Source organism: Kitasatospora sp. NBC_00070, from assembly GCF_045041205.1.
GTDB lineage: Bacteria > Actinomycetota > Actinomycetes > Streptomycetales > Streptomycetaceae > Kitasatospora.
In genome coordinates this window covers 3,388,630-3,402,575 of the sequence record NZ_CP108247.1, presented here as the reverse complement: position 1 = coordinate 3,402,575, position 13,946 = coordinate 3,388,630, and the positions used below count along the sequence as shown (strand labels likewise).

Below are 13,946 nucleotides of genomic sequence, written 5' to 3'. Positions count from 1 at the left end.
CGTCAGACCAGGACCAGCTCCTGCTCGGGCGCCTCGGCCTCGACGGCCGGACGCGGGGCCCGCCGGGGCAGGGCGAAGACCAGCGCGAAGACCAGCAGCAGCCCGCCGCTCACCCACCACAGCGCGTGCTGGAAGGCGTCCACGAAGACCGGGCCCATCGCCTGGACGGCCGGGTCGGCCGCGTCCACCACGGTGAAGAACGCCACCGAGGAGAGCCCGAGGCCCAGCGCGACGCCCAACTGCTGGGTGGTGTTGATCAGTCCGGAGGCCGAGCCGGAGTGCTCGCGCGGCACCTCGGAGAGCACCAGGTCGGTCAGCGGGGCGACGATCAGGCCCATCCCGAGACCCATCACCACCAGCGGCAGCGCCATCTGCCAGGACTCGATCCCGGTGCCGTACCTGGCCGCCTCGGCCAGGTAGATCAGCGTCCCGGCGGCCATCACCAGCGCCCCGGCCTGCAGTACCCGGCGGCCGAACCTCGGCACCAGCACCTGCACCGACAGGCCCGCCGCCACCGACACCGCGAGCGAGAACGGCACCCCGGTCAGCCCGGCCCGCAGCGCGCTCCAGCCCAGCCCGAGCTGCATGTAGAGGGTCCACACCATGAAGAAGATGCCCGAGGCGATCCCGAAGCTCAGCTGCACGCCGATGCCCGCCGCGAAGCTCTTCACCCGGAACAGCGCCAGCTCCACCAGCGGCGAACCGTCCCGCCGGGTCTTGGCCTTCTCGTACCCCACGAACAGCACCAGCACCGGCAGGCTCAGGCCCATCGAGACGAAGCCCCGGACCGGCCAGCCCGACTCCCGGCCCTGGGTCAGCGGGTAGAGCAGCATCAGCAGACCGGCCCCGGCCAGCAGCATCCCGAGCAGGTCCAGCTTCAGCGCCTGCGGGGCCCTGGACTCACCGACGTACTTCGCGCCCAGCAGCAGCCCGGCGATCCCGATCGGCAGGTTGACCAGGAAGATCGGCCGCCAGGCCAGGCCGAACAGGTCCCACTCCGTCAGCAGCGCGCCCAGCAGCGGCCCGAGCACCGCCCCGAGCCCGACCATCGCACCGAACATCCCGAACACCTTGCCGCGCTCGTGCGCCGGGAAGGTGACATGGATGATCGACAGCACCTGAGGCACCATCAGCGAGGCGGTCGCCCCCTGCAGCACCCGGGAGCCGACCAGCATCTCCGGACTGCCGGCCAGCCCGCAGAGCGCGGAGGCCAGGGTGAAACCGGTGATCCCGATCAGGAACAGCCGCTTGCGGCCGTAGATGTCGCCGAGCCGCCCGCCGGTGATCAGACCGATCGCGAACGCCAGCGCGTACCCGGCGGTGATCCACTGCAGCGTGCTGTACGTCGCGCCCAGGTCCTGCTGGATGCTCGGCATGGCGATGTTGACGATGGTGACGTCGACCAGGTCCATCAGACTGGCCGTCATCACCACGGCGAGCGCCAGCCAGCGGCGGCGGTCGGGGGCGTCCGTGACGGGGGACATGCGGGGTACTCCTTCGGCTGGGAACGGACCGAAGCTACCTGCCATCTAGGTCAGATCCTGGCCGCTTTGTGCGGCATGCTGAGGCGCATGACCGACACCCCGGCAAGGCTGCTCAGCCTGCTCTCGCTCCTCCAGACCCCGCGCGAGTGGCCCGGCAGCGAACTGGCCGACCGCCTGCGGGTCAGCCCGCGCACCATCCGCCGGGACATCGAACGGCTGCGCGACCTCGGCTACCCGGTCGAGGCCAGCAAGGGCGCGATCGGCGGCTACCGGTTGGTGGCCGGTGCCGCGATGCCGCCGCTGCTGCTGGACGACGAGGAGGCGGTGGCGATCGCGGTCGGTCTGCGGGCCGCCGCCGGGCAGGCGGTCGAGGGGATCGAGGAGGCGTCGGTCCGGGCGCTGGCCAAGCTGGTCCAGGTGCTGCCCGCCCGGCTGCGCCAACGGGTCGGTGCGCTGAACGCGGCCACCGTCCCGCTGGTCGGCGGCGGTCCCCGGGTCGACCCCGAGGTGCTCACCACGCTGGCCTCGGCCACCACCGGGCGGGAGAAGCTCCGCTTCCACTACCGGGCCGGCGACGGGGCCGAGACCAGGCGGCTGGTCGAACCGCACCGCCTGGTCGCGACCGGCCGCCGCTGGTACCTGGTGGCCTTCGACAACGAACGGGACGACTGGCGGATCTTCCGGGTCGACCGGATCCGCGAACCGCAGCCGACCGGCATCCGTACCCAGCCCCGCGAGCTCCCGGCCGAGGACGCCGGCGCCTACGTCGCCGCCCGGCTCACCAACCGCACCCGCAGCCACACCGCCGTGGTCACCCTGCACGCCCCGCTGCACCGCCTCCGGGACCGCCTCGGCTTCCCGGGGGACGAGCTCGAAGCCCTCGGCCCCGACCGCACCCGCCTCCGCACCCGGACCGACTCCCTGGAGTGGTTCGCCCTCCGCCTGGCCGGCCTCGGCTGCGACTTCGAGGTCCACGAACCGGCCGAACTCCGCACCCACCTCGCCGACTTGGCGGCTCGCGCCGTTCGCGCAGCGGCCCTCTAGGCAGATGCTCGGCCGGGGGCTCGGGGCTGCGCCTTTTGCAGGCGCTCGGGCATCTACGGTCCAGGGGCTCGGGGGCTGTGCCGTAGGCAGGCGCTCAGCGGTCGACTACCCAGAGCCCCGAGCCCCTGCCTTTCCCGAACCACCTGCCTACAGCAGAGCCCTGGCGCTGTAGGCGGTTGAGCGCCTGGGTTACTTGCCGAGGGCGGCGACGCCGGCCTGGGCGAACTTCTCGTCGAGGTCGCCGCTCGGGGCGCCCGCGACGCCGATGCCCGCGATCGGTGCGCCCTGCGAGGCGACCGGAGCGCCGCCGCCGAGGAACAGCGTGCCGGGGATGTCCTTCAGGTTCGGGGTCTGGGCGAGCCGCTTGACCAGCTCGGAGGTGGGTGCGTTCCAGGACACCGCCGTGAACGCCTTGCGCTCCGCCGACTCGTACGACTGCGGGCCGGCCCCGTCGCCGCGCAGGGTGACCAGGGTGTTCCCGTTCCGGTCCACCACCGCGACGGTGACCCGCTGGTTCTCCTTCTCGGCGGCGGCCAGGGCGGCCTGGGCGGCCTTGGTGGCGGCGGCGACGCTCAGGTGGGTGCTGGTGACCGTCTCGGACTTCCGTACGTCGGCGGCCGGCCTGGCCTGGTCGCTCTGCGGGGCCGCGGAGGCGGACAGTGCACCGAAGGTGCCCGCCCCGACCGCCGCCAGGGTCACCGCGCCGGTCAGGACCCGGGTCCGAACGCTCATCTTCTGCATGGGAGTTGCTCCTCGTCGGATCGCCTTCGGAAGCCTGCGGCTCCCGCTCTGCTTCGATCCTCACCCGGCCGCGACCCCGGACCCGTCGACGCGACAGCCGACCCGGGTGTCAACCGATCGGCTGATACGACACCACCCACCCGGCGAGGGTGCGCAGTCGCGCCACCGGAGTCGGATACTGCTAGAGGACCCCCGGGGCAAGCCGGGGATCCGCATCAGCAGGGAGGGACGCCATGCCCCAGAATCCCGAGAATCCCGAATTTCCCGAGGACTTCGACGACTTCGAGGAGGAGTCGGCGCCGGTCGCGCAGGAGGTGGTGGACGGTGAGCGGGCGGTCGCCGAGCACCTGGGCGACGACTACGAGCAGCTCCGGGAGCGTCGTTCGCTGGGCGCCGACGCGGCGGACGACGCGGACGCGGCCGAGCAGGTCCGGGTGGTGGAGCTGGACGAGGATGAATACCGCTGATCGGATAAAAGCTTAGAATCCGGGCATAACTGCCTGGCGTCCGGATCGCCGCGCACACCGGCGGGGCGATCGGTCGCCGAACGGAGGTCGACGATGACCAAGCGATCCACGGGCAACATGACCAAGCTCCGCCGGGGCACCCAGGAGCTGCTGCAACGTCGTGGCATGGTGGCCGATCCGGGGCCGCAGCCGCCGATGACGGGCGGCCCAGGGACGCTGGGCGGCGAGCCGGGCCCCCGGACGGGGGACGCGGCCTTCAGCCACGGCGGCCGTCGTTCGTTCGCCGTCCCGGCGATGCTCGGTGGCTCGGCCCACCACGCCGAGCTGCCCGGCCACCGGCACCGGGGCGCCGAGAAGCACTCCGCGCACTGAGACCGTCGGGGCGGGCGTCCGGTGATCCGGGTGCCCGCCCCGCCGCGTGCCCCGGTGCGGGAGAGTGGGGCGACACACGTCGTCGTCGGCCGGAGGAGAGCGCAGATGTCCGAGGAGAGCCACACCCTGCAGTCCCGTGACCAGTGGCTGGCTTCGCTGCCGAGGGTGTTCGCGGCGGCGGGGTGCCTGATCCGCGACCCGGCGGGCCGGGTGCTGATCGTGAAGGCGGGCTACCGCCCCGACTGGCAGTTCGTCGGCGGGACGGTGGACCGGGGCGAGGACGCCGCGCAGTGCGCGAGCCGGGAGCTGCTGGAGGAGACGGGTCTGGTGGGCCGGGCCGGGACGCTGCTCGCGGTGGCCTGGACCCACCCGACCGAGGACCTCGCCCACCCGGCCGTGCACTTCCTGTTCGACTTCGGCACCATCCCCGCCGACAGCCCGATCACCCTTCCGGCGGGCGAGCTGGACGACCACCGCTGGGTCACCCCCGAGGAGGCGTCCGTGCTGCTCGGCCCGACCCGCGCGCCCCGGCTGGCGGCCGGTCTGGCCGCCCTGGCGGACGGCCGGACCAGGATGGTCACCACCCCCGCCGGCGGTTTCTGACCGCTGGACCAGGGGTCAGACCTTGCGCCAGACGTAGGCGGCGGAGACCGGGACGCCCCGGAACCGGGACCACTTGGGCTTCAGCGCGATCCACTCCTCGCCGACCGTGCCCTCCCGCATCTCGGCCAGCTGCCAGCCCTCGGCCAGGGCGGCCGTCAGGTGGTCGCTGACCAGGTGCAGGTGGGTGTCGATGGCGACGTCCTCGCCGGCGTCGGTGGTGAAGTGGGTGGGCATCCCGGCCGCCATGATGAACTGCGGGTGCAGGCCGACCAGCACGCACAGTCCGCCGGGGGCGGCCAGCCGGTACGCCTCGCGGTAGAGCGGGGTGAGGTCGGCCAGGTGCTCGTCCACCAGCGAGGAGACCACCAGGCCGTACCCGCCGCCCGGCAGCCCGGTGGCGGCCAGGTCGGCCTCCACCAGCAGGTCGTGGGCGCCCTTGGCGCCGGCCAGGGCGAGCATCTCGGGGGTGAGGTCGACCCCGTCCACCGCGCCGACGCCCTGGGCCCAGAGCCACACCCCGGTCCGCCCGGTCCCGCAGCCGAGGTCGGCGGCCCGTCCGGCCGCTGCCCAGTCCGGCACCGTCAGCCGTTCCAGCACCGCGAGGTCCATCAGGTCCTCGACGGTCCGCTCGTAGCTGCCGACCCACTGCCCGTATCCCGTCCGGACATCCACCATCGGATAGCCACGGGAGTCGAAATCCGCGAATTGCGCCATGCCTCGCAGTGTTCACGCTGCGGCGGCCGGGCCGCCAGCCATTAACGGCTCAGCCGCCGGGGCCCCGGAACAGCCAGAGCTCGCGGCCGAGCGAGTCCACGCACCTGACCTGCCGGAAGCGGTCGTCCCCGGCGCTCAGGAGGCCCTCTGCGACGCCGGTCAGCACCTCCAGGGCCACCGGGTCGGACCGGCTCCAGGCGCCGGTCAGCAGCACGGCCTTGTCGACCAGCTCGGCCCGTTGGATCCGGGCCACGGCGGCGGTCAGCAGGGCGGCGTTGACCTCCTCCAGCTCGGCGGGGGAGAGGTAGGTCTCGGTGTACGAGCCCGGCCCGGTCGCGGCGGCGGCCGCCAGCCGGCGGCGGAGTTCGGGCAGCGCGTAGTGCCGGACGGCGGCCACCGAGTCCTCCACGGCGACCAGCCAGCGCGGCCCGGGCGAGAGCTCCCAGCAGATCTCGTCGTCCACCGGCATCAGCTCGCCGATCCGGGCGTGCCAGAGCTCGGCGCCGGTCGGGGCGTTCGGGTCCGGGCGCTCGCCGGGGCCCGGCCGGTCGGCCTTGGCGGTCAGGCTGAGCGTGACGGTGTAGCGCACCGCGTCCGTGTCCCGGTGCAGCGGCAGTACGCCGAGCAGGGCCCAGTGGTCCGGGGCGGGGAGGCCGAACGAACCGCGCTGGTCGGTCAGCCCCAGCGCCCGCAGGGCGGGCGCGAAGTGCTCGCGCATCCCCTCGGCGAAGAGCTCCTGAGCAGCGGTCATTGCGGCGTCCTCGGTGGTGGGTGGGGCGGAGGCGCGCCGGAGGGGCGTCCCGCTTCGTACACCATCCAAGTTATGTCCGGGGCAGAGCTATCCGCTGCGGGCGAAGGGCCGGGAAAAGGGGGCCTTTGGACCCGCCCGGGGATGCCGCATGATGTGGCGGGTGCACAGTCCCGAACCCCCGGCCCCCGACCTCGCCGAAGCCGTCCGTGCGGCGCAGTGCGGTGACGAGGACGCCTTCCGGCTGCTCTTCCGGACCGTCCAGCCCGGCCTGCTGCGCTATCTGCGGGTGCTGGTCGGCGGTGGCCCCGAGGACGCCGAGGACATCGCCTCCGAGGCGTGGCTGCAGATCGCCCGCGACCTGGGCGGCTTCCGGGGGGACGCGGACGGCTTCCGGGGCTGGGCGGCCACCATCGCCCGGAACCGGGCGATGGACCACCTGCGCCGGGTCCGCCGCCGCCCGGTCGCCGACCTGCCGGTCGAGTACCTGGCCGAGCTCGCGGCGGTCGAGGACACCGCCGGGAGCGCGGTGGCCCTGGTCTCCACCGCCGACGCGCTCGCCCTGATATCCCGGCTGCCGCCGGACCAGGCCGAGGCGGTGCTGCTCCGGGTGGTGCTCGGGCTGGACGCGGCCGGGGCGGCCCGGGTGCTCGGCAAGCGGGCGGGGTCGGTCCGGATGGCCTCGCACCGGGGTCTGCGGCGGCTGGCCGAGCTGCTGGAGCAGAGCGGCGGCCGGGCGGCCGGCATCCCCGCGCAGCAAACTCCGGGAACCACCGACGAAAAGAACCCGCCGCAGGGTGTGACAGCAGGACGGTCCGCGACGCTGAAGGACATGAGATGAGCACCAACCGATCCCGACGGATCGACCGGGCCACCGCCGAGCAACTGCTCGCCGGGGCCCCGGCCGACCCGTCGGCCGGTCAGGACCGGCTCGCCGGCCGTACGGTCCCCACCGACCACGCGGCACTCGCCGGGCTGATCGCCTCCGCCGCTGCCCCCGAAGTCGGCGGCGGCGAACTGCCCGGCGAGCAGGCGGCCCTGACGGCGTTTCGGTCGGTGCGGGACCAGTCCACCGCAGCACCCCGGAGACGGACCACGATGGCAGCCACCGCAACCGCGCGGGCCAGGGCGTTCAGCGCCAAGGCCCTGCTGGTCGCGGGCGTGGCCACCGCGCTGGGCGGTGTCGCGGTCGCCGCGGGCGCCCATCTGCCGGGCGGTCGCGGCGGCGGCCAGGCGGTCCAGGCGCCGGTCAGTTCGCTCCCGAGCGCCACCGCGCCGTGGACCGAGGCCCCCACCGGGCAGCCGTTCAGCCTGCCGTCCGCCACTCCGCCGGCCGCCCGCTCCAGGTCGGCCGGCCCCTCGCCGAGCCGCAGCACGGCCGACCCGGTGGTGCCGAGCGGTGCGGTCAGCCCGCCCGGTACGCCCCCGGGTACCCCTGGCACCCCGGGCACGTCGGCCGCCCCGGCCGAGCTGGAGCGGCTCTGCCGGACGCTGGGCCAACGGCTGCTGGCCGGCGACCGGGCCAAGGCCCTCGCCGGGGACCCGGCCTTCGCCCCGCTGATCGCGGCGGCGGGCAAGCCCGAGGACGTGCCGGAGTACTGCGCCCGCCTGCTCGGCGGCGCGCTCGCCACCAAGTCCCCGGGCGGCCGGGGCGGAAAGACCGACCCACCGGACGGCCACCCGACCCGCGAGGGTTCGGACGGAGCCGACCGGGGGTGACCCAGACTCCGGACGGACGGTGGGTGAAGTCCATCCCCCCGGATCCACCGTCCGTCCGGACCACGACCCGTACCGCCGGCCCGTTCGGGGGCAGCCGCTATCGTGCTCAGAGCGCGAGGCGATCCGACGACCTCCGGCCGAGCGGGGGAAGGAGCTGGTGACGGTGATCGGACGTGCGCTGAACGGGCGTTACGAGCTCGGGGAGATACTCGGCGTCGGTGGCATGGCCACCGTCCACCGGGGCCACGACCACCAGCTGGGCCGCCCCGTCGCGGTCAAGGTGCTGAACGGCGGTCTGGCGGACGACCCCCGGTTCGCCGAACGGTTCGGCCAGGAGGCGCAGCACGCCGCCCGGCTGCACCACCCGAGGATCGTCACCGTCTTCGACTCGGGCGTGGACCAGGGCTCCCCGTACATCGTGATGGAGCTGGTGCACGGCCGGCCGCTGAGCCAACTCATCGCCGAGACAACCTGGTTGCCGGTCGAACGGGCGGTCGGGATCGCGGCCGCGGTCTGCGAGGCGCTCGAAGTCGCGCACGCCGCCGGGCTGGTGCACCGGGACATCAAGCCGGGCAACATCATGATCACCCACGACGGCGGGGTGAAGGTGGTGGACTTCGGCATCGCCAGGGCGAGTTCCTCCGGAGCCCAGCTGACCCAGACCGCCGCCGTCCTCGGCACGGCCGGCTACCTCTCGCCCGAACAGGCCACCGCGAGCCCGCTGGACGGCCGCTCCGACCTGTACGCCGTCGGCTGCGTACTGACCGAAATGCTCACCGGGGAGGCGCCGTTCACCGGCGACACCTCGGTCGCCATCGCCTACCGGCACGTCACCGAACAGCCCGCCCCGCCGTCCTACCGGCGGCCCGGACTGCCGCCCGCCCTGGACGCCGCGGTGCTCCGGCTGCTCGCCAAGAACCCGGCCGACCGCCCGGCCGGGGCCGCTGCGGCCCGGGCCGAACTGCTGGCCGCCGTACCGGTGTTCACCCCCGTCGACCGGACCGGCGAGCTGCTCGCCGCGACCCGGGCGATGCCCCCGGTGGCGCTGCCCTTCCAGGACCAGCAGCGCACCTCCTTCCTGCCGCCGGTGGCCTACCCCGGCACCCCCGAACCCGCCCGCAGCCGCCGCCCGCTGGCCTACGCCGGGGCGGGCCTGGTGGCCGTCGCCGGCGCCGCCGTGGTCGGGCTGCTCACCCTCGGCGGCCCCGAGGTCCCCGCCGCCAAGGCCGCCGCCACCTCGACCCCGAGCGTCACCGCGTCCCCCTCCCCGTCCGCGAGCCCCACCCCCTCCGCGAAGCCGACCCCCACCCCGACCGGCAAGCCCAGCGCCACCCCCAAGCTCGGCCCGGCCGCCGCCGTGGTCGCCCTGCGCGCCGCCGTCGCCCAGGCGGACACCGGCAAGGAACGCGAGCGCTACCGCGCCCTCCTCGACGAACTCGACCAGGCCGCCCAAGCCCTCACCGGCCGCGACCAGGACGCCGCCCAGGACTCCCTGCGCAACGCCCAGCGCCTGGTCCGCGACCTCGCCAAGAAGCACGCCATCGACACCCCCACCAGCCAGACCTGGCAAGCCAGACTCAGCCTCCTCCTCGCCGCCGTCGACTAGCCGCTCCGCCGCGTGGGCGACACCGACCTTTTGGCAGGTGCTCAGCCCGCTACGGAGTCAGGGGCTCGGGGAACTGCGACGCCGGCCTCGGAACAGGTGATCCGTCCGTGCGCGGTCAGGCACTTTCGCAGTGACCCGCACGCCAGATCTCCTCGCAGTTCCCCGAGCCCCTGGACCGTAGCCCCGAAGCGCCCTGCCAAAAGCGCTGCTCTGAGCCCCGGCTAGCGCTCCCGCTCGGTGTTCCGTTCGACGAAGCGTCCCCGCATCCGCCGCGTGATCGACGTCGCCCCTGCCGTCAGGAACACCAGTGTGTAGAGGATCTGCAGCATCACCACCATCCGGGCCTCCTGCCCGGTCGGCGAGATGTCCCCGTAGCCCACCGTCGACATCGTGATGACCGTGAAGTAGAGCGCGTCGACCCGGGTCTGCAACCCGCTGAACTGCCCCGATGCCTTGGCGAGCCCGTAGTAGGTGGAGGCGAAGACCACCAGGGTGAGACAGCTCAGCAGCACGATCATCAGGGTCGGCCGCCCCGGCAGCCCGAGCAGCTCCCGCCGGATCTCCCGCAGCAGCAACCCGGCCAGCACCGCCAGCCCGGCCCCGAAGGTGACCCAGCCGACCGCCGGGTGCTCGGGGCCGAAGAAGTCCAACGGCACGGTGAAGTACAGCGTCAGCAGCAGCACCGGCCCGGCGACCGAGCAGGCCAGCCCCAGCCGGTCGGCCACCTTCTCGGACGGCATCCGCACTCCGCGCCCCTCTCCCGATGGGTCCACGCCCCGGTCAGACGCCGGCGTCCGGCCGGTCGTCCAGCAGTTCGAGCACGGCCAGCGCCCCCAGCAGCCCGACCCCGAGCCAGAGCACCACCGTCCCGGTCGGGTAGCTCCAGAGCAGGAAGGCCAGCACGAAGCCGGCCAGCACCACGCCGACCAGCCAGCCCTTGAACCGGTGCACGAACCGGCCGACCGGCCCGAGCCGCAGCCCGGCCCGCCCGGCCACCCCCCGGACGGCGCCGAAGCCGGCCTCCCAGAAGCCGCGTACGGTGCCGGCCCAGCGCCCGCGCCCGCTCACCCAGGCGCCGAACGCGACCAGCACGCCGAGCACCACGACCGCTCGCACCGTGTTCCGCAGGTAGTGCACCAGCGCGTCGTAGACGGCGGTGGCGGCGGCCTGGTTCACCCCGGCCGGCAGCCGGTCCTGGTAGAACGCGCGGAAGACGGTCAGCCCGAGGCCGAGCAGCGCGGCCCCGGCGGCCACGCCCAGGGCGGCGGTCACCAGCGCCCGCCGCCGCCGTCCGGCGAGCAGCACCCCGGCCCCGGCGCAGAGCACGGTCAGCACCGGCAGCCAGAACCCGGCCAGGTCGAGCAGCCGGAACGCGGTCCTGGCCTTCGGGATGGCGTCCGACTGCACCAGGACGAAGTCGGTGTGGATCTCCGGGATCTTCGCGGCGATGCCCAGGCCGTCGGCCACCAGCCGGGTCTTCACCTGGTCGATCAGCGGGGCCAGGTCGAGCGTCACGGTGTCGCCCTGGGCTTGGACGGCGCCGCCGCCCTCGCCGGTCAGGATCCGGTCGACGGCGGCGTGCGCGTTCCGGTTCACCGCGACCCAGACGGTGACGAAGGCGTCGCTCTCCACCACCTTCTGCACCTGGCTGTGGACGAATCCGGTGAGCCCGTCGGTGATCGCGCTGCTCACCCGGCCGAGTGCGGCGTTCAGCAGCGGCCGCTGATCGGGGGTCACCTCGTCCAGCAGGGTGCCGACCGGCAGGTGCTTCATGATCTCGGTGGTCGCCCGGTCGGTGACGGCGGCGCGGACCGCCGGGTTCTCGGCCAGCGGGGTGACCGTGGCCAGGTACCGGTCGGTGTCGCCGACCTGCGAGTTGGTCCAGGCGGCGACGGCGCTGAGCGGGGTCAGCACGCAGGCGAGCAGGATCAGCAGGACGGCGCAGAAGGACCTGACCCGGTGCCGGTTCCGGGGCGGGGTGGCACCCTCCTCCAACAGGGCCAGCCGCTGGCGCAGTTCCTCCAGCTCGGCGGGCTGGTCGCTGTCGGCCATCCGGCACCTCCTGATAGGCGGGCAGTGCACACCAGGAGATAACACATCATTTCGGACGGCCAGTCAGACGCGCCGTCCGACCGGGACGGGACCGGGACGGGAAACGGCTCGGGCCGCCGATCCGTCACCTGGACGGATCGGCGGCCCGGGAGGACCGACCGCTGGGGTCAGGCCTTGTCCGTCGTCTTGGTGGCCTCGGCCGCCGTGGTGACGGTGGTCGGGGTGACCGCCGGTCGGGGCTGCTCGGTGGCGGTGCTCTGCGCCGTACCGTCGGCCGGAGCCGTGGTGCCCGCCGCCGGAGCGTCGTCCTCGCGCAGGGCCTTGGTCTCGGCCTTGAGAATGCGCATCGACTTGCCGAGCCCGCGCGCCATGTCGGGCAGCTTCTTCGATCCGAAAAGCAGGATGATGACAGCCAGCACCACAAGGAGGTGCCAGGGTTCGAAACCGTTGCGCAGCATCCCTGACCACCGGTCCCTTCGGAAATCTAGCTGTTCATGGGCCGCGCGAGCTTGCCCGGCCTCGGCCAGTATGCCTGGCGGATACGGCGAACGTATACATCGGCCGTGAAACATCGGTCAAAAACCAGGTGTTCACGTGCGCTTTTCCCTTGGTGTGGTCTGGACCATTGATTCGGGTTCGCAGGCCGGGCGGTACACCCCGCCCCGGCCCGGGACGAGCTTGGCCACGAGCCCCCCGAGGGGACTCGTGGCCAAGGGTGCGGGGCGGTGCCGGCCGGCCGGATCAGGCGGCCGGGACGTGCTGCGGGGCCTCGGTGAGCTGCTCCTCGGGGATCTCCTCGGCGCGGTTGGCCGGCAGGCTGCCGAGCAGGCGGTAGGCGACCGCCGAACCGGCCACCAGGCAGAGCACCCCGACCGCGGCGGCCAGGTGCAGGCCGTCGGTGAAGGCGACCCGGGCGGCACCGAGCAGCTGCTCGGCGAGGTCGGCGGGCAGCTCGGTGGCGACCGTCACGGCGCCGCCGAGGGTGTCCTGAGCGGCCGTCAGGGCCTCGGTCGGCAGGCCGGCCGGCAGGTGGCCGTCCAGCCGGGAGCTGTAGACCGCGGCACCGGCGGCGCCGAGCACCGCGATCCCGAGCGATCCGCCCAGCTCGCTGGCGGTCTCCGAGGTGGCCGAGGCGGCGCCGGCCTGGTCCGCCGGGGCGGCCGAGACGACCAGCTCGGCGGTCTGCATCACGGTGCTGACGCTGCCGGCGGCCAGCACCCCGGCGCCGATCAGGATCAGTGCCAGCGGCGAGTCGACCTGGACCTGGGTCAGGATGCCGAAGCCGACCGCCCCGACCAGCATGCCGCCGGCCATCTGCACCGCGGGCCGGATCTTCCCGGCCAGCGCCCCGGAGATGCCGACCGCCGCACCGACCCCGACGCTGGGCAGCAGTGCCCAGAGCGAGGCGGTCAGCGGGCTGAAGCCGCGGACCAGCTGGAGGTACTGCGAGGTGAAGAGGGAGAAGCCCATCATCGCCAGCATCGCGATGGTGTTCACCGAGATGGCCCCGGTGAAGATCGGGTTGCGGAACAGCGCCAGGTCGATCAGGGGGTGGGCGGCGGTGCGCAGTCGCAGGACCAGCAGGCCGACCAGCACCAGACCGGCCACGATCGACAGTGCGGCCGTCAGGTCCCAGCCCTCGACCGCCAGCTGCTTGATGCCGTAGACGATCGGCAGGACGGCGGAGACCGAGAGCAGCGCGCCGAGCAGGTCGAAGCTGCCGCCCCGGGGGGCCTTGTACTCCGGCAGCAGCACGGGGGCGCCGAGCAGCACCAACAGCATCACCGGCACGGCGCAGAGGAAGACCGCGCCCCAGTGGAAGTGCTCCAGCAGCAGACCGCCGGCCACCGGGCCGAGGGTGGCACCGGCCATCAGCACGCCGCTCCAGGCGCCCATCGCGGCCTGCCGCTGCTTCTGGTCGTGGAACATGTTCCGGATCAGCGCCATGGTCGAGGGCATCAGCGTCGCCCCGGTCAGCCCGAGCAGCGCCCGGGCCGCGATCAGCTGCCCCGCGCCGTCCGCGGTGGCGGCCAGCACCGAGGCGGCGGCGAAGCCGGCCGCGCCGGCCATCAGCAGCTTCCGGCGGCCGATCCGGTCGCCCAGGGCCCCCATCGGGATCAACAGCCCGGCGAGCACGAACGAGTACATGTCCATGATCCAGAGCTGCTGGGTGCCACTCGGCTGCAGCTCCTTGCTGATGAACGGCAGGCCGAAGAACAGGATGCCCATGTCCATCGAGAGGACGAGGGTCGGCAGGAGGAGGACGGCGAGTCCGGTCCATTCGCGGCGGCCGGCGAGGCCGTGGGTTGCGGTCATGAGTGCAACCATACGTATGTGTCAGACGATTGTCTAGTACGGATGTGCAAGACAATCGTCTGTTCGGACGCGTAGGCTTT

Annotated in this window: 15 protein-coding genes; 7 read left to right on the top strand and 8 right to left on the bottom strand. The window is 73.5% G+C overall.

Annotation, left to right across the window (positions count from 1 at the left end):
* Positions 1-2 precede the first annotated feature (2 nt).
* Positions 3-1,484 (bottom strand): MFS transporter, encoded by a 1,482-nt coding sequence (locus OHV05_RS15810; RefSeq protein WP_405018242.1) that lies wholly within the window; start codon positions 1,482-1,484, stop codon positions 3-5.
* An 87-nt stretch (positions 1,485-1,571) separates the two neighbouring features.
* Between OHV05_RS15810 and OHV05_RS15805 the strand changes: the two genes are divergently transcribed.
* Entirely contained in the window at positions 1,572-2,528 is a 957-nt protein-coding gene (locus OHV05_RS15805; protein ID WP_405018241.1) for a helix-turn-helix transcriptional regulator, read from the top strand.
* A gap of 189 nt (positions 2,529-2,717) precedes the next feature.
* Here OHV05_RS15805 and OHV05_RS15800 read toward each other — a convergent pair whose 3' ends face one another.
* Complete coding sequence (locus OHV05_RS15800) at positions 2,718-3,269, bottom strand: heme-binding protein (protein WP_405018240.1); 552 nt, start codon at positions 3,267-3,269, stop codon at positions 2,718-2,720.
* A 233-nt stretch (positions 3,270-3,502) separates the two neighbouring features.
* On the opposite strand from OHV05_RS15800, the gene OHV05_RS15795 reads away from it, so the two are divergent.
* The 3 genes from OHV05_RS15795 to OHV05_RS15785 all read left to right on the top strand — a co-directional run bounded on the left by OHV05_RS15795 (position 3,503) and on the right by OHV05_RS15785 (position 4,711).
* Positions 3,503-3,736, top strand: a complete 234-nt coding sequence (locus tag OHV05_RS15795; RefSeq protein ID WP_405018239.1) for a hypothetical protein — start codon at positions 3,503-3,505, stop codon at positions 3,734-3,736.
* A 93-nt stretch (positions 3,737-3,829) separates the two neighbouring features.
* Positions 3,830-4,108, top strand: coding sequence for a hypothetical protein (locus OHV05_RS15790; protein WP_405018238.1), 279 nt, complete (start codon positions 3,830-3,832; stop codon positions 4,106-4,108).
* Positions 4,109-4,213: 105 nt separating this feature from the next.
* Complete coding sequence (locus tag OHV05_RS15785; RefSeq protein WP_403038082.1) at positions 4,214-4,711, top strand: NUDIX domain-containing protein; 498 nt, start codon at positions 4,214-4,216, stop codon at positions 4,709-4,711.
* Positions 4,712-4,726: 15 nt separating this feature from the next.
* Here OHV05_RS15785 and OHV05_RS15780 read toward each other — a convergent pair whose 3' ends face one another.
* Both OHV05_RS15780 and OHV05_RS15775 read right to left on the bottom strand, forming a co-directional pair.
* The gene (locus OHV05_RS15780; RefSeq protein WP_405018237.1) at positions 4,727-5,425 is read right to left on the bottom strand and encodes a class I SAM-dependent DNA methyltransferase; all 699 of its coding nucleotides are present in this window, start codon (positions 5,423-5,425) and stop codon (positions 4,727-4,729) included.
* Positions 5,426-5,474: 49 nt separating this feature from the next.
* Entirely contained in the window at positions 5,475-6,176 is a 702-nt protein-coding gene (locus tag OHV05_RS15775) for a hypothetical protein (RefSeq protein WP_405018236.1), read from the bottom strand.
* A 151-nt stretch (positions 6,177-6,327) separates the two neighbouring features.
* Here OHV05_RS15775 and OHV05_RS15770 point away from each other — a divergent pair, with 151 nt between their 5' ends.
* The 3 genes from OHV05_RS15770 (at position 6,328) to OHV05_RS15760 (ending at position 9,498) form a co-directional block, all read left to right on the top strand.
* Positions 6,328-7,014 carry an RNA polymerase sigma factor gene (locus tag OHV05_RS15770; RefSeq protein WP_405021474.1) on the top strand — a complete coding sequence of 229 codons (687 nt, stop codon included), beginning with the start codon at positions 6,328-6,330 and terminating at the stop codon, positions 7,012-7,014.
* Positions 7,011-7,892, top strand: a complete 882-nt coding sequence (locus OHV05_RS15765) for a hypothetical protein (protein WP_405018235.1) — start codon at positions 7,011-7,013, stop codon at positions 7,890-7,892. Before OHV05_RS15770 ends, OHV05_RS15765 begins: the two co-directional genes overlap by 4 nt.
* Before the next feature lie 163 nt (positions 7,893-8,055).
* A complete protein-coding gene (locus OHV05_RS15760) occupies positions 8,056-9,498 on the top strand; it encodes a protein kinase domain-containing protein (RefSeq protein ID WP_405018234.1) in 1,443 nt (480 codons plus the stop codon).
* A gap of 221 nt (positions 9,499-9,719) precedes the next feature.
* Here OHV05_RS15760 and OHV05_RS15755 read toward each other — a convergent pair whose 3' ends face one another.
* The 4 genes from OHV05_RS15755 to OHV05_RS15740 form a co-directional block, all read right to left on the bottom strand.
* On the bottom strand, positions 9,720-10,238 hold the full coding sequence (locus tag OHV05_RS15755; protein ID WP_405018233.1) for a potassium channel family protein: 519 nt from the start codon (positions 10,236-10,238) through the stop codon (positions 9,720-9,722).
* A 40-nt stretch (positions 10,239-10,278) separates the two neighbouring features.
* Positions 10,279-11,550 (bottom strand): hypothetical protein, encoded by a 1,272-nt coding sequence (locus OHV05_RS15750; RefSeq protein WP_405018232.1) that lies wholly within the window; start codon positions 11,548-11,550, stop codon positions 10,279-10,281.
* Between the two features lie 167 nt (positions 11,551-11,717).
* A complete protein-coding gene (gene tatA, locus OHV05_RS15745; protein WP_405018231.1) occupies positions 11,718-12,008 on the bottom strand; it encodes a Sec-independent protein translocase subunit TatA in 291 nt (96 codons plus the stop codon).
* A 283-nt stretch (positions 12,009-12,291) separates the two neighbouring features.
* Complete coding sequence (locus tag OHV05_RS15740) at positions 12,292-13,866, bottom strand: MFS transporter (RefSeq protein ID WP_405018230.1); 1,575 nt, start codon at positions 13,864-13,866, stop codon at positions 12,292-12,294.
* Positions 13,867-13,946 lie beyond the last annotated feature (80 nt).